Annotated in this window: 19 protein-coding genes; 5 read left to right on the top strand and 14 right to left on the bottom strand. The window is 66.4% G+C overall.

The window, feature by feature from the left end:
- The first annotated feature begins 17 nt into the window (after positions 1-17).
- Both SOM61_RS10645 and SOM61_RS10640 read left to right on the top strand, forming a co-directional pair.
- Entirely contained in the window at positions 18-683 is a 666-nt protein-coding gene (locus SOM61_RS10645; RefSeq protein ID WP_320474059.1) for an HAD-IA family hydrolase, read from the top strand.
- A 65-nt stretch (positions 684-748) separates the two neighbouring features.
- Positions 749-976 carry a hypothetical protein gene (locus tag SOM61_RS10640; protein WP_320474058.1) on the top strand — a complete coding sequence of 76 codons (228 nt, stop codon included), beginning with the start codon at positions 749-751 and terminating at the stop codon, positions 974-976.
- A gap of 8 nt (positions 977-984) precedes the next feature.
- On the opposite strand, the gene SOM61_RS10635 is transcribed toward SOM61_RS10640, so the two are convergent.
- From SOM61_RS10635 to paaA, 13 genes are all read right to left on the bottom strand, one after another.
- Complete coding sequence (locus tag SOM61_RS10635; RefSeq protein ID WP_320474057.1) at positions 985-1,296, bottom strand: helix-turn-helix domain-containing protein; 312 nt, start codon at positions 1,294-1,296, stop codon at positions 985-987.
- A 125-nt stretch (positions 1,297-1,421) separates the two neighbouring features.
- Complete coding sequence (gene paaZ / locus SOM61_RS10630) at positions 1,422-3,473, bottom strand: phenylacetic acid degradation bifunctional protein PaaZ (protein WP_320474056.1); 2,052 nt, start codon at positions 3,471-3,473, stop codon at positions 1,422-1,424.
- Between the two features lie 23 nt (positions 3,474-3,496).
- Positions 3,497-4,096 carry a phenylacetic acid degradation protein PaaY gene (paaY, locus tag SOM61_RS10625; RefSeq protein WP_320474055.1) on the bottom strand — a complete coding sequence of 200 codons (600 nt, stop codon included), beginning with the start codon at positions 4,094-4,096 and terminating at the stop codon, positions 3,497-3,499.
- Between the two features lie 3 nt (positions 4,097-4,099).
- Positions 4,100-5,305, bottom strand: a complete 1,206-nt coding sequence (pcaF, locus tag SOM61_RS10620; protein ID WP_320474054.1) for a 3-oxoadipyl-CoA thiolase — start codon at positions 5,303-5,305, stop codon at positions 4,100-4,102.
- 12 nt (positions 5,306-5,317) lie between these two features.
- Positions 5,318-6,631, bottom strand: a complete 1,314-nt coding sequence (gene paaK / locus SOM61_RS10615) for a phenylacetate--CoA ligase PaaK (RefSeq protein ID WP_320474053.1) — start codon at positions 6,629-6,631, stop codon at positions 5,318-5,320.
- Positions 6,632-6,655: 24 nt separating this feature from the next.
- Positions 6,656-7,093, bottom strand: coding sequence for a hydroxyphenylacetyl-CoA thioesterase PaaI (gene paaI, locus SOM61_RS10610; protein WP_320474052.1), 438 nt, complete (start codon positions 7,091-7,093; stop codon positions 6,656-6,658).
- Positions 7,083-8,612: a 3-hydroxyacyl-CoA dehydrogenase PaaH gene (gene paaH, locus SOM61_RS10605; RefSeq protein ID WP_320474051.1), complete on the bottom strand. Its 1,530-nt coding sequence runs from the start codon at positions 8,610-8,612 to the stop codon at positions 7,083-7,085. The genes paaI and paaH overlap by 11 nt, the downstream gene beginning before the upstream one ends.
- Positions 8,613-8,614: 2 nt before the next feature.
- Positions 8,615-9,406 (bottom strand): 2-(1,2-epoxy-1,2-dihydrophenyl)acetyl-CoA isomerase PaaG, encoded by a 792-nt coding sequence (paaG, locus tag SOM61_RS10600; RefSeq protein ID WP_320474050.1) that lies wholly within the window; start codon positions 9,404-9,406, stop codon positions 8,615-8,617.
- 107 nt (positions 9,407-9,513) lie between these two features.
- A complete protein-coding gene (paaE, locus tag SOM61_RS10595; protein WP_320474049.1) occupies positions 9,514-10,590 on the bottom strand; it encodes a 1,2-phenylacetyl-CoA epoxidase subunit PaaE in 1,077 nt (358 codons plus the stop codon).
- Between the two features lie 7 nt (positions 10,591-10,597).
- A complete protein-coding gene (gene paaD, locus SOM61_RS10590; protein WP_320474048.1) occupies positions 10,598-11,110 on the bottom strand; it encodes a 1,2-phenylacetyl-CoA epoxidase subunit PaaD in 513 nt (170 codons plus the stop codon).
- The gene (paaC, locus tag SOM61_RS10585; protein ID WP_320474047.1) at positions 11,110-11,862 is read right to left on the bottom strand and encodes a 1,2-phenylacetyl-CoA epoxidase subunit PaaC; all 753 of its coding nucleotides are present in this window, start codon (positions 11,860-11,862) and stop codon (positions 11,110-11,112) included. Before paaC ends, paaD begins: the two co-directional genes overlap by 1 nt.
- 8 nt (positions 11,863-11,870) lie before the next feature.
- The gene (paaB, locus tag SOM61_RS10580; protein ID WP_147933255.1) at positions 11,871-12,155 is read right to left on the bottom strand and encodes a 1,2-phenylacetyl-CoA epoxidase subunit PaaB; all 285 of its coding nucleotides are present in this window, start codon (positions 12,153-12,155) and stop codon (positions 11,871-11,873) included.
- Between the two features lie 82 nt (positions 12,156-12,237).
- Positions 12,238-13,227 carry a 1,2-phenylacetyl-CoA epoxidase subunit PaaA gene (gene paaA, locus SOM61_RS10575; protein ID WP_320474046.1) on the bottom strand — a complete coding sequence of 330 codons (990 nt, stop codon included), beginning with the start codon at positions 13,225-13,227 and terminating at the stop codon, positions 12,238-12,240.
- Positions 13,228-13,343: 116 nt separating this feature from the next.
- On the opposite strand from paaA, the gene paaX reads away from it, so the two are divergent.
- Entirely contained in the window at positions 13,344-14,279 is a 936-nt protein-coding gene (gene paaX, locus SOM61_RS10570) for a phenylacetic acid degradation operon negative regulatory protein PaaX (protein WP_320474045.1), read from the top strand.
- Here the strand turns inward: paaX and SOM61_RS10565 are convergent, their stop codons facing one another.
- Positions 14,280-14,939, bottom strand: coding sequence for an NAD(P)-dependent oxidoreductase (locus SOM61_RS10565; RefSeq protein WP_320474044.1), 660 nt, complete (start codon positions 14,937-14,939; stop codon positions 14,280-14,282).
- Positions 14,940-15,039: 100 nt separating this feature from the next.
- Here SOM61_RS10565 and SOM61_RS10560 point away from each other — a divergent pair, with 100 nt between their 5' ends.
- Together SOM61_RS10560 and SOM61_RS10555 are read left to right on the top strand one after the other, a co-directional pair.
- Positions 15,040-15,969 (top strand): LysR family transcriptional regulator, encoded by a 930-nt coding sequence (locus SOM61_RS10560; protein ID WP_320474043.1) that lies wholly within the window; start codon positions 15,040-15,042, stop codon positions 15,967-15,969.
- Between the two features lie 65 nt (positions 15,970-16,034).
- Complete coding sequence (locus tag SOM61_RS10555; protein ID WP_320474042.1) at positions 16,035-17,168, top strand: M14 family metallopeptidase; 1,134 nt, start codon at positions 16,035-16,037, stop codon at positions 17,166-17,168.
- The last annotated feature ends 29 nt before the right edge of the window (positions 17,169-17,197 follow it).

The raw sequence follows: 17,197 nt of genomic DNA, 5'->3' as shown, positions 1-17,197 counted from the left end.
TCTACAGCAACGATTCAATGACCGCCCTCCCCACCCGCGACTACGCCGCCTTCCTGTTCGACATGGATGGCACCATCCTCACTTCGATCATCGCCGCCGAGCGTGTCTGGGCCGCCTGGGCGCGCAGCCATGGCCTGGACGTCGACGTCTTCCTGCCGACCATCCACGGCAAGCGCAGCATCGACACGGTGCGTGGCGTCGGCCTGCCTGATATCGACGTGGAAGCCGAAGCGCACCGCATCACGCTGGCCGAGATCGAAGACGTGGAAGGCATCGAGGCGATCGCCGGCGTGGCGGCTTTCCTGGCCACCCTGCCAGCCGACCGCTGGGCCATCGTGACCTCGGCCCCGCGCGCGCTGGCCGAGGCGCGCATCGCCGCAGCCGGGCTCCCGACGCCGCCCGTGATGGTGGCCGCCGAAGACGTCCAGCGCGGCAAACCGGCGCCGGATCCGTTCCTGCTGGGCGCGGAAAAGCTGGGCATGCGCCCGCAAGACTGCCTGGTGTTCGAGGATACGCTGGCCGGCCTGCAATCGGCCGAGGCGGCCGGGATGGACAGCATCGTCGTCACCGCCACCCACCACGAGCCGCTCGAGACGAAAGTGACCGGCGTGCCGGACTACGACGACCTGCGCGCGATCCGCACGCCGGAAGGATTGCTGCGGCTGCAGCGTACGCGGTCCTGATTTTTGTTCTTGCAGAAAAAAGACATGGACCCATCTCGGGTCCATGTTCACTTCTGAGGCGAGTCATGCAGCGTTATGCCAATCGCAGCGGGCAATCGGGTGTCGTCGCTTATCAGATCGGGGCGGATTCGATCACTGTCGAGTTCACAGGTGGTGTTCGGTATGTCTATACCATTGGCAGCGCAGGCGCCTCGAATATCGCCAGCATGTGCAAGTTGGCCGCCGAGGGCCGCGGCCTGTCAACTTTCATCAGCCAACACGCCCACGACCGCTACGACCGCCGGCTGGATTGATTCTGATGTCAGCGGGCTGGTTCAAACGAATGAAGCTGGATCTCGGCATCGGGAAACGACGCGACCAACTTCAACTCGCCGCCCAGTGCCTTGACATAATCACGCAGCGTGCTGACATACATATCGTCCCTGCGCTCCAGTTTTGAGACTGCTGCTTGCTCTACACTCATCGCCCTAGCAACTTCAACCTGCGTCACGTTCCTGGACTTACGTAATTCTTGAAGCTGCATCTCAACCAGCATGGCTTCCGCACGTGCAGCAGCCCGCGCCTGCGCTTCAGGCGACATTCCAGCACGCAGTTCGTTGAATTTCTTAGCCATCGCCTTGCCCTTCCTTCTTCAGAGTTCTTTCTATAGTTCGGACATTATTCCCTCCAAAAACTATTCCATCAAGAGCATATTTAGACTGATCACATTGAGTTAAGTTCCATGTTGCATGGCGAGAACTAATCTCGCTTCAACACCAGCGTCAGGATGTCATAGCTCGCCACCAGCTCGTCGCGCTGGTTAGTCACCTGCACATCCCACGCCACCACGCCCTGTCCCCTGCCCTGCTCATCCGCGCGGTTGCGGTCGACCTTGCGCTTGCAGGTCAGGCGCGCGCGGATGGTGTCGCCGATCGCCACCGGCGCCACGAAGCGCAGGTTGTCGAGGCCGTAGTTGGCCAGCACCGGCCCCGGCGCCGGCGACACGAACAGGCCGGCCGCCGCCGACAGCACGAAGTAGCCGTGCGCGATGCGCTGGCCGAACTGCGTGTCTTTCGCTGCGATCTCGTCGAAGTGCATGTAGAAGTAGTCGCCCGAGACGCCGCCGAAATTGACGATGTCGGCTTCGCTCACCGTGCGGCGGTGGGTCAGCAGCGAATGGCCCATCTCCAGGTCTTCGAAGTAGCGGCGGAACGGGTGGAGTTCGCTTTCCTTGACGGCGCCGCCGCGCACGTATTCGCCCGTGACGGCGCCGAGCATGGTTGGCGAACCCTGCACCGCGGCGCGCTGCAGGAAGTGCTTGACAGCGCGGATGCCGCCCAGCTCTTCGCCGCCTCCGGCGCGGCCCGGGCCGCCGTGTTTCAGTTGCGGCAGCGGCGAGCCGTGGCCGGTGCTGTCCACCGCCGCCTCGCGGTCCAGGATCAGCACGCGGCCATGCGAGGCCGCCGCCACCGGCACGGCGTAGGCGGCGATCGACGGGTCTTTGGTAGCGAGCGTCGTCACCAGGCTGCCCTTGCCGCGCGCGGCCAGCTCCAGTGCCTCGTCGATGTCGCGGTAGGTCATCAGGGTGCTGACCGGGCCGAAGGCTTCCACGTCGTGCACGGCGTCGTTGTCCATCGCATTACGGCACAGCAGCAAGGTGGGCGAGAAGAAGGCGCCGCTGGCCACGTTCTCGCCAACCGGATTGAAGCCGTCGCGCGCGCTGAACAGGATCTCGTTGCCGCGCGCGAGCAGCTCGACCCGTTCGCTGACGTCGCGGTGCTGGTCCATCGAGGCCAGCGCGCCCATGCGCACGCCCTCCACCTTCGGGTTGCCGACCGTGGTCCTGGCCAGGCGTTCGCGCAGGCGTTCGCCGACTGCGTCGACCAGCGTTGCCGGCACGATCACGCGGCGGATCGCGGTGCACTTCTGGCCGGCCTTGCCGGTCATTTCGCGCGCCACTTCCTTCACGAACAGGTCGAACTCCGGATCGTCGGGCGTGACGTCCGGCGCCAGGATCGCACAGTTGAGCGAGTCGGCTTCGGCAGTGAACGGCACCGATGCGCGAATCAGGTTCGGGTTCGAACGCAGCTTGGCGGCGGTGTCGGCCGAGCCGGTGAAGGTGACGGCATCGAACCCACCGAGGCGATCGAGCAGGTCGCCGGTGCTGCCGATCACGAGCTGCAGTGCGCCATCCGGCAGCAGCTTCGACTCCATCATCATTTTGACCACGGCATGGGTCAGGTAGCTGGTGGCGGTGGCCGGCTTGGCGATGCAGGGCATGGCCGCCAGGAAGCTCGGCGCGAATTTTTCGAGCAGGCCCCAGATCGGGAAGTTGAAGGCGTTGATGTGCACCGCCACGCCGCCACGCGGCACCAGGATGTGGGTGCCGGAAAAGCCGCCGCGCTTGCCCAGCGCCATGGCCGGGCCTTCGTGCAGCACGTTCGACGACGGCAGCTCGCGCGAACCCATGCTGGCGTAGGCGAACAGGGTGCCGATGCCGCCTTCGACGTCGACCCAGCTGTCCTGGCGCGTGGCGCCGGTCAGGTGCGAGATCTCGTACAGCTCTTCCTTGCGCTCCATGAGGTAGAGCGCCAGCGCCTTCAGGCATTGCGCGCGCTTCTGGAAGTCCTGGCCCATCAAGCTCTTGATGCCGGTCTTGCGGGCGAAGCTCAAGGCTTCGTCGAAATCGATTTTCTCGGCGTGCGTGTGATAAATCAGCGCGTTGTCGAGGGCGCTGTGCAGCGCGGTGTGCGATTCCTGGCCGTGCCAGCGGCCGGCGATCAGGCTTTGTAGTGTCGGGATGTCACCCATATTCTGTCTCCTCGTTTGTCTCTTCAGGCTTTCGGCTTGTGCATGCCGTCGGCGTCGAATGCGATGCGTTGTCTGTCCGGCTCCACTTCGGTATCCGCCTCGACCTCACGCATGGAGTGCAGCGAGCGCACGGCCAGTTCCTGGTACTGGCGGGTGCCGAAGCTTTTCCATTGCACGTCCTCGTCGGTGAGTTCGCGCATCACCTTCGCGGGCGCGCCCATTACCATCGAGCGTGGCGGGATCACCATGCCCGCCTTCACGAAACTCATCGCGGCCACGATCGATTCCTCGCCGACCACCGCCTTGTCCATCACGACGGCATTCATGCCGACCATGGCGTTGCGCTTGACGCGGCAGCCATGCAGCACGGCGCCGTGGCCGATATGACCGTCGACTTCGACCACGGTATCTTCGCCCGGGAAGCCGTGCATCACGCACGTGTCCTGCAGGTTGGCGCCCTCTTCCAGGATCAGGCGGCCGAAATCGCCGCGCAGGCTGGCGCAGGGGCCGATGTAGCAGCGCGGGCCGACGATCACATCGCCAATCAGCACCGCCGACGGGTGCACGTAGGCGGTCGGATGCACGACCGGTCGCACGCCGTCGATTTCATAAACCTTTACCATCGATTAGACCCGCTCCACGATCAGGGCGATGCCCTGGCCGACGCCGATGCACATCGTGCACAGGGCGTAGCGTCCGCCCGTGCGGTGCAGCTGGTTCACGGCCGTCATGACCAGGCGTGCGCCGGAGGCGCCCAGCGGGTGGCCGATGGCGATCGCGCCGCCGTTCGGGTTGACGCGGGCGTCGTCGTCCGCCAGGCCGAGGTCGCGCGTGACGGCCAGGCCCTGGGCGGCAAAGGCTTCGTTCAGCTCGATCACGTCCATCTGCTCGAGCGTGAGGCCGGTCTGGGCCAGCAACTTCTTGACCGCCGGCGCCGGGCCGTAGCCCATAATGCGCGGCGCCAGGCCGACGGTGGACATGCCGACCACGCGTGCGCGCGGGGTCAAGCCGTAGCGGGCGGCGGCTTCGCCAGAGGCCAGCAACAGCGCGCAGGCGCCGTCGTTCAGGCTCGAGGCGTTGCCGGCGCTGACCGAACCGTCCGGCGTGACCACGCCCTTCAATTTGGCCAGCGCTTCGATGCTGGTGTCGGGGCGCGGCTGCTCGTCGGTGTCGACCACGCGCGACTCGCCTTTCTTTAGGGGCACCGTCACCGGCACGATCTCGTCCTTGAAGAATCCCTCTTCGTTCGCGCGCGCCCAGCGCTGCTGGCTGCGCAGCGCGAAGGCATCCTGGTCGGCGCGGGCGATGCCGAACTCGCGCGCCACGTTCTCGGCGGTTTCGGGCATCGAGTCGATGCCGTACTTTGCCTTCATCGTCGGATTGACGAAGCGCCAGCCCAGGGTCGTATCTTCGATCTTGGCCGCGCGCGAAAAAGCGCTGTCGGCCTTGCCCATCACGAACGGCGCACGGGTCATGCTTTCGACACCGCCGGCGATCACGAGTTGCGCCTCGCCGGCCTTGATGGCGCGCGCGGCGGTGCCCACGGCATCCATGCCCGAACCGCACAGGCGATTGATGGTGTTGGCGGGCACGTCTTGCGGCAGGCCGGCCAGCAGCGCGGCCATGCGGCCGACGTTGCGGTTGTCTTCGCCGGCCTGGTTGGCGCAGCCGTAGAGCAGGTCGTCGACCGCGGTCCAGTCGACGCCCTGGTTGCGGGCCATCAGCGCCGCGATCGGCAACGCGGCAAGATCGTCGGCACGGATGCTGGACAGGGCGCCGCCGTAGCGGCCGAAGGGGGTGCGGACGGCGTCAACGATGAAGGCGTCGATCATGAAAATCTCCAGTTAAGGTTTTGGACGGCGGTCGACCACGCGCCGGGCCTTGCCGGTCAGCGTGCGCTCGATGCCTTGCGGCGCCAGCAGGGTCACGCGGGTGGTCACGCCGACATAGGTCTTGATGCAGTGCTGGAGGTCGCGGCATAGCGCATCCACGCTGTCTGACGGTAGCGAGGCGTCACGCAGTTCACCCAGCACCTCGAGCGTGTCCAGGTGACCGTCGCGCGCCACCACCAGCTGGTACTGCGGCGCCAGCGCCGGCATCTTGAGGATCAGTTCCTCGATCTGGCTCGGGAACACGTTCACGCCGCGGATGATCAGCATATCGTCCGAGCGGCCCGTGATGCGGCCCATGCGGCGCATCGCGCGCGAGGTCGGTGGCAGCAAACGGGTCAGGTCGCGCGTGCGGTAGCGGATGATGGGCAGCGCTTCCTTGGTGAGCGAGGTGAATACCAGCTCGCCTTCTTCGCCGTCCGGCAGCACTTCGCCGGTGTCGGGATCGATGATCTCGGGGTAGAAATGGTCTTCCCAGATCACGGGGCCATCCTTGCTCTCGATGCATTCGCTGGCAACGCCCGGGCCCATCACTTCGGACAGGCCATAGATGTCGACCGCGTCGATGCCGGCGCGCGTCTCGATCTCGCGCCGCATCGCGTCGGTCCACGGCTCGGCGCCGAAGATGCCGACCTTCAGCGACGAGCTTGCAGGGTCGATGCCCTGGCGGGTGAACTCCTCGACGATATTGAGCATGTACGAGGGCGTGACCATGATGATCGACGGCTTGAAGTCGCAGATCAGCTGCACCTGCTTCTCGGTCTGGCCGCCCGACATCGGAATCACGGTGCAGCCCAGGCGCTCGGCGCCATAGTGGGCGCCCAGGCCGCCGGTGAACAGGCCATAGCCGTAGGAGATGTGCACCAGGTCGCCCTTGCGCCCGCCCGCGGCGCGGATCGAACGCGCCACGACATTGGCCCAGGTGTCGATGTCGTTTTGCGTGTAGCCGACCACGGTCGGTTTGCCGGTGGTGCCGGACGAAGCGTGCACGCGCACTACCTCTTCGCGCGGCACGGCGAACAGGCCGAACGGGTAGTTGTCGCGCAGCGTCTTTTTCTCGGTGAACGGGAATTTCGCCAGGTCGGCCAGCGTCTTCAGGTCACTCGGGTGTACCCCTGCTTCGTCGAAGGCGGCGCGGTAGTGCGGCACGTTCTCGTAGGCGTGCCTGAGTGTCCATTGCAGGCGCTGCAGCTGAAGCGCCTGCAGCTCGTCGCGGCTGGCGCGTTCGATCGGTTCCAGCTCGCCATCGGCGGGAATGCGTTGGACCATCTCGATCTCCTTTCTAGTAGCGATTCACGCGTCCATCGGCACCAGGGTGCCGGCGACGCGGTGCGACTTGCCCCGGAACAGCGCGATCGTGCGCCCATCCTGGTCCGTCACGGCGACGTCGTAGACGCCGGTCTTGCCCTGCAGCGCCTGCTCCACCGCCTCGGCCACCAGCACGTCGCCGGGACGGCCGGGCGCGAGGTAGTCGATGGTGCAGCCGGCGCCGACGGTATTGAAGTTGTGCGAGTTGCAGGCGAAAGCGAAGGCACTGTCGGCCAGCATGAAGATGTAGCCACCGTGGCAGGTGGCGTGGCCGTTGAGCATATCGTCGCGCACCTTCATCGACATGCGCGCATAGCCGGGGCGGATCTCGAGCAGCTGCATGCCGAGGCCCTGGCTGGCCGGATCGCGTTCGTACATCGTGCGGCCGGCCAGTTCGGCCAGCCGTTGTGGATCAACGTGCATGGAAACGCGCCCCCTGCGGGTCAAACGCCAGCTTGCGGCGCAGCAGCGGCGACACGCGGTAGCGGTCTTCGCCATAGGTGGCGGCCAGGTTGGCCAGCACGGTGACGACCTGGCGCAAGCCCATGCTGTCCGCCCAGGCCAGCGGGCCGCGTGGATAGTTGACGCCCTTCTGCATCGCGATGTCGACGGCGCGGGCGCTGCATACGCCCTGGTTGACGGCATCGGCGGCCTCGTTGGCCAGCATCGCCACGGTGCGCATCACGGCCATGCCGGGCACGTCGTCCAGGCGCGTGACGGCAAAGCCGGCGGCCTGGAACAATCCGACCGCGGCCTGCCAGGCGGCGTCGCCGCACTGGTCGGCGCGCGCCAGCGCGATGCGGGTCGCTCCCGCGGGATCGAGCAGCAGGTCGAACAGGATCGTATCGCGGTGGCCGTCCGCCTCGGCGCGCTCGGTGGCGCTGCGGCCATCGGTGAGGTAGATCGCGGCGCCGTCGCAATACAGGCCGGGTGCGGCCTCGATGGCGACCGGGTCGAAGCCGGCGCCGCGCAGGCGTTCGGCGAGCGCATCGACCGCCTTGATGCCGCCGGCATGGCGCAGCGCAGACGGTTTCTGTCCTGGCGCCTCGGTCTGCGGCGCCGGTTTGGCGACCTCGTCACCGTAGCGGTAGAAACCGCGTCCCGTCTTGCGGCCCAGGAAGCCGGCGCTGACGAGTTCTTGCTGCAGGATCGAGGGCGTGAAGCGCGGGTCGTTGTAGTAGGCGGCGAATACCGAGTTGGTGACCGAGAAGTTGACGTCGTGGCCGATCAGGTCCATCAGCTCGAAAGGCCCCATGCGGAAGCCGCCGCAGTCGCGCATCACGGCGTCCAGCGTCGCCACGTCGGCGGCCTGTTCCAGCAGCAGGCGCAGGGCTTCGGCGTAATACGGCCTGGCCACGCGGTTGACGATGAAGCCGGGCGTCGACTTGGCATGCACCGGGCTCTTGCCCCAGCTTTCGGCGGTGGCGTGGACGACGTTCGCGACCTCGCGGCCGGTGGCCAGGCCACTGATCACCTCGACCAGCGCCATCAGCGGCACCGGGTTAAAGAAGTGCATGCCAACCAGGCGCTCAGGGTGCTGCAGTTGCGCGCCGATCGCCGTGACCGAGATCGACGAGGTATTGGTGGCCAGGATGCAGTGCTGGCCGACGATGCCTTCGAGCTCGGCGAAAAGAAAGCGCTTGGCGTCCAGGTTCTCGACGATGGCCTCGACGACGAGGACGGCGCCGGCGGCGTCGTGCAATGACGCGATGCGCTTGAGGCGTTCGCGCGCCAGGTCGGATTCGACCGCGCCCATGCGGCCCTTCTCGACCAGCTTCGCATAGGTCTTGCCGATGCCGGCGATGGCCTTGTCGGCGGCGTCCGCGCGGGTATCGAACAGCAGGACCTGGTGGCCGGCAGTGGCCGCGACCTGCGCGATGCCGGCGCCCATGGCGCCGCTGCCGATGACGGCGACCGTGCTGCCTGGAGGGATGGCGTGCATGCTCACTCTCCCTTGAAATGCGGCGTACGCTTGGCCATGAAGGCGGCCACGCCTTCGCGGTAATCGTGGCTGTAGCCGAGTTCGCGCATCATGCCGGCCTCCAGCTGCAACTGGTCTTCGAGCGAGTTGGCGTAGCTGGCCTGGAAGGCTTTCTTGGTGAATGCCAGCCCCTTGGTCGGCGCGGCGGCGAAGTGTTCGGCCATGGCCAGCGCCTCGTCCATCAGGGCTTCGTCGGGCACGCAGCGCCAGATCAGGCCCCATTCCTCGGCTTTCTCGGCGCTGAGTTTTTCGCCCAGCATGGCCAGGCCCATGGCGCGCGCGTGGCCGATCAGGCGTGGCAGGTGCCAGGTGCCGCCGGTGTCGGGGATCAGGCCCAGCTTGCTGAAAGCCTCGATGAAGCTGGCCGATTTGGCGGCCAGCACGATGTCGCAGGCCAGCGCCAGGTTGGCGCCGGCGCCGGCGGCCACGCCATTGACAGCGCAGATGACCGGCATCGGCAGGTTCTTCAGGGTGAGCACCAGCGGGGCGTAGAATTTTTCGACCGATGCGCCCAGGTCGACGCTCGGGGCGCCGGGGTCGACGGCGCGGTCGGACAGGTCCTGGCCGGCGCAGAAGCCGCGGCCGGCGCCGGTCAGGACCAGCACGCGGACGGATTTGTCGGCCTGCAGTTTATCGAGGGCGTCGCGCACTTCGAGGTGCATGGCCTGGGTGAAGCTGTTCAGGCGCTCGGGGCGGCTCAGGGTCAGCAGCGCGATGCCGTTTTCGATCTTGAATTGTATGGATTCGTAGCTCATTGTTGTCTCCATTTTTTTGTCGCTATCTCTTGCACGTCGTTCCCGCCCTCGCCGGGCGCCTTGGCGGGAACGACGGTCTTTGGGCTGCGGGCTATCGATCGATTCGCTTACTCATGGATATCGAAATCGACCACCACCTTGTCAGTGACCGGGAAACTCTGGCAGCTCAACACAAACCCGCGCGCCACTTCGTAATCCTCGAGCGCGTAGTTCACGTCCATCTCGACCTCGCCATCGAGCACCTTGCAGCGGCAGGTCGAGCACACGCCGCCCTTGCACGAGTAGCGCATGTCGAGCCCGGCGCGCAGGCCGGCGTCAAGTAGCGATTCCTTGTCCTTGTCCATTGTGAAGCTGGCGGCGTTGCCGTCCATGATCACGGTCACTTCAGTCAGGTTTCGTGCTGCCGATTCGGCCGAACGCGGCTTGCGCTCGCGTGTCGGCGCGCTGGCGGCGAACAGTTCGATCCGGATCTGCTCTTTCGGCAGCCCGGCTTCCTGCAGCGCGCGCGAGACGCCGTGCATCATGTCTTCCGGGCCGCAGATGAAGGCGACGTCGATGTCCCTGATATCGATCCAGTGGCGCAGGAACTGGCTGCACTTGTCTTCGGTGATGCGGCCGTTGAACAGTTCGATGTCCTGCTGCTCGCGGCTCATCACGTACACCAGGCGCAGGCGCCCCATGTACTGGTCCTTCAGGTCGGTCAGTTCATCCCGGAAGATCACGCTCGACGAGGCGCGGTTGCCGTAGACGATGGTGAAGCGGCTCTCGGGTTCGGCCTGCAGCGTGGTCTTGACGATCGACAGGATCGGCGTGATGCCGCTGCCGGCGGCGAACGCCAGGTAGTGGCGGCTGCTGGCCGGATCGAGCGGCACGTTGAAGTTGCCGCTGGGCGGCATCACGTCCAGCGTCGCGCCGGGCTGCAGGCTGTCGTTGGCCCAGCCCGAGAACAGGCCGCCGCTGCAGCGCTTGATCGCCACCCGCAGCTGCGCGTCCTGCACGGCCGAGCAGATCGAGTACGAACGGCGCACCTCTTCGCCATCGATGGTGGCGCGCAGGGTCAGGTACTGGCCCTGGCGGTAGGCGAAGGCCTCTTTCAGCTCGGGCGGGACGTCGAAGGTGACGGCGATGGCGTCGCGCGTCTCGTGCTTCACCTTCGATACGGTCAATGGATGGAACTTGCTCATGCTGGCCTCAGTGGCATTTGAAGTAGTCGAACGGCTCACGGCAGTCGAGGCACTTGTACAGCGCCTTGCACGGAGTCGAGCCGAATTCGCTGGTCAGTTGGGTGTGGGGCGAGCCGCAGTGCGGGCAGGCGACGTCGGGCGCGGCGCGGCGGCGGATGCCGGCGTGCAGGCCGCTGATGTCGATCGCCTGCTGCACCGGCGGCGCGATGCCGTAGCCTTTCAGGGCAGCCTTGCCGGCCGCGCTCATCCAGTCGGTGGTCCAGGCGGGCGACAGGCGGCTCTCGATGCGGACATCCTCGATGCCGTGCGCGCGCAGCGCTGCGCTGACCGATTCCGAGATCACCTGCATCGCCGGGCAGCCCGAATAGGTCGGCGTGATCGTGACCACGCATGTCTCGCCCTCCAGGCGCACGTCGCGCACGATGCCGAGATCGACCACCGAGATGACGGGGATTTCCGGGTCGGCGACCTCGCCGAGCCAGTCCCAGACCTGTTCAACGGAGACGGCCAGAAAGCTCATTACCAGGCCGCTCCCGGATAGGCGCGCTGCAGGAACTGCATCTCGGCCAGGATGAAGCCGAGGCGTTCGCTGTGGCGGCCCTGCTTGCCGCCGCGCTGCATCCAGGCGTCGGGCGACGGCATCGTCAAGGTGGCGTCAGCGAAGACCTCGGCCATGTGGTCGAGGCATTGCGTGCGAATCGAATCGACAGGCGGAGCGATTCCCTGCGCCACCATCGCATGGTCGATCTCGTCGTAGAGGAACATCTCGCCGCTATACATCCACAGCTCGTCGAGCGCCGTCTGCATCATGGCGCGGCTCTTGTCGCTGCCATCGCCCAGCCGCACCACGAGGTCGCCGCTGCGGCGCAGGTGATAGGTCACTTCCTTGATCGACTTGGCGGCGATCTCGCGGATGCGTTCGTCGCTGGATCGGGTCAGGCCATCCATCAGGAAGTAGTGCCAGGTGTCGAACAGGAATTGGCGCGTGAGGGTGTCGGCGTAGCTGCCGTTGGGCTGCTCGACCAGCAGGCAGCTGCGGTACTCAATGGCGTCGCGCAGGAAGGCCAGGCGGTCTTCGTCGCGGCCCTTGCCTTCGAGCTCGCCCGCATACGTCAGCCACATGCGGGTCTGGCCCAAGAGGTCGAGGGCGACGTTGGACAGGGCCATGTCTTCTTCGAGCGCGGGGCCCTTGCCGACCAGCTGGCACAGTTGCTGCGACAGGATCAGGGCGTTGTCGCCCTGGCGCAGCAGGTACTGGAATTTGGCGTCCATCTGCAGGCTCACAAGTTCTTGACTTCTTCCGGCATCGGGAAGAAGGTCGGGTGGCGGTAGACCTTGCTGTTGGCCGGCTCGAACAGCGATTCCTTGTCGGAAGGGCTGCTGGCGACGATGTCGGCGGCGCGCACGACCCAGATCGAGACGCCTTCGTTGCGGCGGGTGTAGACGTCGCGTGCGTTGTTGATCGCCATTTCGGCGTCAGGGGCGTGCAGGCTGCCGACATGCTTGTGGGCGAGGCCGTGCTGGCTGCGGATGAAGACTTCCCACAGGGGCCATTCTTTGCTCATTGTTGTCTCCGTGATGGCGTTCGCGTAGGGCGGGCGTGTCTTGGACGCGTGGACGGCAAAGCCGTCCACCCTACGGCTGTTTTTATGCCGCGGCTTTTTTGGCGGCTTGCTTGTCGGCGTGGGCGACGAGGGCGTCGCGGAACCATTCGCCGTCGTCCCAGGCTTTGACACGCGTGCGCAGGCGCTCGCGGTTGCAGGGGCCGTTGCCCTTCAGGACGTTGTAGAACTCGGACCAGTCGATCTCGCCGAAATCGTAGGAGCCGCGTTCGGCGTTCCACTTGAGGTCGGGATCGGGCACCGTCAGGCCCAGGTATTCGGCTTGCGGCACGGTCTGGTCGACCATGCGCTGGCGCAGCTCGTCGTTGGAGAACAGCTTGATGCGCCAGGCCGTCGATTGCGCGCTGTTGACCGACTCGGCATCCGACGGACCGAACATCATCAAGGAAGGCCACCACCAGCGGTTGAGCGCATCCTGGGCCATCGCCTTCTGCTCCGGCGTGCCCTTGGCCAAGGCCATCATGATGTCGTAGCCCTGGCGCGCGTGGAAGGATTCTTCCTTGCAGACGCGGACCATGGCGCGTGCATACGGGCCGTACGAGCATCGGCACAGCGGGATCTGGTTGATGATGGCCGAGCCGTCCACCAGCCAGCCGATCGCACCCATATCGGCCCAGCTCAGCGTCGGATAGTTGAAGATGCTCGAATACTTGGCTTTGCCGGCGTGCAGGGCGGCCAGCAGCTCGTCGCGCGAGACTCCCAGCGTCTCGGCGGCGCTGTACAGGTACAGGCCGTGGCCGGCCTCGTCCTGGATCTTGGCCAGCAGGACCGACTTGCGCTGCAGGGTCGGCGCGCGCGTCACCCAGTTACCTTCCGGGAGCTGGCCGACGATCTCGGAATGCGCGTGCTGCGAAATCTGGCGGATCAGCGTCTTGCGGTACGCTTCCGGCATCCAGTCCTTCGGTTCGATCTTGATCCCGGCGTCGATGCGCGCCTGGAACGCCTGCTCTTCGGCGCTCATGTCCTGTTCTGTGCGGACTTTCTTGAGGCCGGTCTCCACCATCTGTGCGTACATAGCTCCCCCGTGGTTCTCTACAATTGCAAACCCGTCCAAATCATAATACGATACAAAAAACTTGATGTACACAATAATTTTGAATCATATCGCAGCAAGAAAAATTGACCGCAATCATGAAACGACTCTCCTGCACTGGGTGGATCGCCCACAACCTGGCCCTCGATCCGCCGCGCCACAAGTCGCTGGTGGTGACCGTGTGCGGCGACACGATCGCCCCGCACGGCGGCGCCTTCTGGCTCGGCAGCATGATCGAGCTGGTGGGTCCGCTCGGCGTCGGCGACCGGCTGGTGCGCACCAGCGTGTTCCGCCTGGTGCAGGAAGGCTGGCTGACGGCCAGCCGTGAAGGCCGGCGCAGCCGCTATGCGATCGAGCCGAAGGCGCTGCCCCGCTTCGAGCGCGCCAACCGCCGCATCTATTCGGCGCCGGGCCTGGACTGGGACGGGCGCTGGACCTTCGTGCTGGCGCCGCATGGCAAGAGCGGCAGCATCGACAGCGAGCTGCGCACCCTGCTGCGCAAGGAACTCGAGTGGGAGGGTTTTGCGATGCTGGCGACGGGGGTGATGGCGCATCCGGCGCCCGAGCGCGACACGCTGCGCGAGATCATGGCGCGCGCGGATGCCGTCGACAAGGTCTTCGTGTGCCAGGTCGACGAGCTGCCCGGCATGGGCACGCGACCGCTGCCCGAGCTGGTGGGTGACTGCTGGAATCTCGACGCGGTGGTGAATGCCTATCGCGGCTTCATCGAGCGCTTCGCGCCGCTGCCCGGCATGCTGGGCAAGGGCGACGTGAGGCCCGAGGATGCGTTCGCGATCCGCACCCTCTTGATCCACGCCTACCGCCGGGTGCAGCTGCACGACCCGATGCTGCCGCTGGCCCTGCTGCCGCAGCCGTGGCCGGGGACCGACGCCTATGCGCTGGCGCGCGAGATCTACCGCCTGTGCCACGCGCGCGCCGAAGAGCACGTGCTGGCCATGCTGCGCAAGGAAGACGCGGCGACGCCGGATGCCGACGCCGCCTATCACGGCCGCTTCGGCGGCCTGCGCGATTGATTACGCCTGGCTGGCGACGGTGAAGCGCGCCCGCAGGTGGCGCGGCTGTTCGATTTCATCGGCGATCGCGAGCGCCAGGTCGGCGACCGCGATGCCGGCCGGCTTGTCGCCGTCCATCAGCAAGTCTTCGCCGCCGACACGGTAGCCGCCGGTCGCCTCGACTTGCCCCAGCATCGCGGGCGGGCTGAGGAAGGTCCAGTCCAGCGCGGTGTTGGCGCGCAGCGTGTTCAGCGCGTCGCGCGCCGCCTTTGCGCCCGGCACGATATTCGGCGGCACGTGATCGAGGAATGCCGGCGTGTCGACCAGCTGCACGCCGGGCGCCACGAACAGGCTGCCCGCGCCGCCGACCACCAGCAGGCGCCGCACGCCGCCGAGTTCAACGCCACGCTCGATGGCCGCGCTGCCGCGCATGAAGTTGTCGTACAGGGCAGGATCGTTCCAGCCCGGATTGAAGGCCGAGACCACGGCGTCGTGACCGCGCACGGCGGCCGCGATCGCATCGGCGTCATAGGCGTCGGCCACCGCCGCCGTCAGGCCCGGCTGCGGCGCCAGCTTCGACGGATCGCGCACCAGCGCGGTGACCCGGTGGCCGCGTTGCAGGAGGGTGGAAAGGACGGCGGCGCCGACAAAGCCGGTGGCGCCGATCAGGGCGATGTTCATGCGTGACTCCAGTGATGTGTTCAATTCGCCTACGATACCGGCTTCACGATAAGGCGATAAGATGGCTGCAAGCACTATCACCTTGAAGCCAGGCTAATAGATGAACGACCTGAAACCCTATGCGGTATTCGCCGAAACGGTCTCGAGCGGCTCGATGAGCGCGGCCGCGCGCCGGCTGGGCATGAGCCCGTCCGCCGTCAGCCAGTCCATCAGCGCGCTTGAGCGGCAGGCCGGCGTGACGCTGCTGCACCGCTCGACGCGCAAGCTGACCCTGACCGAGGCCGGCGCGCGTTGCTATCCGCACTGCCTGCGCCTGCTGGAAGCAGCCAATGCCGCCAACGACTCGCTGCTGCACGCGCGCGACGCGCCGAGCGGCGAGCTGCGGGTGGCGGCGCCGGTGGGCTTCGGCCTGCACATCGCGCCGGCCTTGGCGCCGGTGCTGGCCGCCTGGCCGCAATTGCGCTTGCGGCTGCTGGTCGACGACGCCATGATCGACCTGATCGACGCCCGCATCGACATCGCCATCCGCGCCGGCCGCCTGCCCGATTCGGGCTGGATCGCGCGCCGCCTGTGCCAGTTCGACGTCATCGTGTGCGCGGCGCCAGCCTATATCGAGCGCCACGGCATGCCGAGCACGCCGCAAGCGCTGCAGGACCATCACTGGCTGGGCTCGATGCGCCAGGCGACCGAGCCCAAAGGCGACGACGGCGTGCCGTCCATGGAGCTCGACCTGCGGCAGGGGGAGCAGCGCGAGCACATGCGCGTCGGCGTGCGCATCGTCAGCAACAACCAGCTCTCGCTGCAGCAGATGTGCGAACAGGGCATGGGCCTCGCGCTGCTGGGCCACGCCGACGTCCACCCCGCCCTCGAACGTGGCGCCCTGGTGCGCGTGCTGCCGCACTGGCAGTTGCCGGCGCTGCCGGTGGCGGCCATGACGCCGCGGCGCGACGGCGATCCGGCCAAGGTAAAGATTGCGCTGGACGCCCTGCAGCGCCATTTCGCCGCCCTGCCCGGCGCCAGGCCCGCCTAGCGAGCGTGTGCCGAAAACGAGTATCATCGATGCTTCAACGTACCTTCCCAACACAGGACAACACCATGTCTATCAAGATCAGCAGCCAATTCGACGCTGGCGCCATCGAGGTCGTGAACGCCACCAGCGCCAACGCCATCGACCTGAACATCCGCAAGGACTCGCACGCCGACATCATCCAGTGGTTCTACTTCCGCCTGCAGGGCGCGCAGGGCGAAGCCTGCTCCATCCGCCTGCTCAACGCCGGCAACGCCGCTTATACGGCCGGCTGGGAAGGCTACCAGGCGATGGCGAGCTACGACCGCGTCAACTGGTTCCGCGTGCCGACCTCGTTCGATGGCCAGGTGCTCACCATCGAGCACACCCCGGGCATGGACAGCGTCTACTACGCCTACTTCGAGCCATATTCGTGGGAACGCCACCTGGAGCTGCTGGACCGCGCCCAGATGGCCGAGAACGTGCGCATGCTCGACCTGGGCTCGACCGTCGACGGCCGCGACCTGAACATGCTGGTGATCGGCGAGCCGGCCGAGGGTAAGAAAAAGGTGTGGGTGATCGCGCGCCAGCACCCGGGCGAGACGATGGCCGAATGGTTCGTCGAGGGCATGCTCGACGCGCTGCTGGATCCGGCCCACCCGTTCGGGCGCCAGCTAATGAAAGAGTCGGTGTTCTACGTGGTGCCGAACATGAACCCGGACGGCTCGGTGCGCGGCAACCTGCGCACCAATGCGGCCGGCGCCAACCTGAACCGCGAATGGCTCAAGCCGAGCATGGAGCGCAGCCCCGAGGTGTTCCTGGTGCTGCAGAAGATGCACGAGACGGGCGTCGACCTGTGCCTGGACGTGCACGGCGACGAAGGACTGCCCTATGTGTTCGTGGCCGGCAGTGAATCGCTGCCGAACTTCACCAAGGAGCAAGGCGAAGCGCAAGACCGCTTCATCGCCGACTTCAAGATCGCCAGCCCCGACTTCCAGGACGTGCACGGCTACGGCGCCACGCCGTACACCGAAGAGACCCTGACCATGGGTTCGCCGCACATCACCCACGCCTTCGGCTGCCTGTCGCTCACGCTGGAACTGCCGTTCAAGGACAACGCCAACGATCCGGATCCGCAAGTCGGCTGGGACGGCGCACGCAGCGCGCGCCTGGGCGCCGCGGTGCTGCAGCCGGTGCTGAACGCGATCCGCGCAGTCAAGTAAGCCCACCCCGCTGTCGCGACAACGCCCCG

Source organism: Massilia sp. CFBP9012, from assembly GCF_034045115.1.
GTDB lineage: Bacteria > Pseudomonadota > Gammaproteobacteria > Burkholderiales > Burkholderiaceae_D > Telluria.
This window is presented reverse-complemented; position numbering and strand designations above follow the sequence as displayed.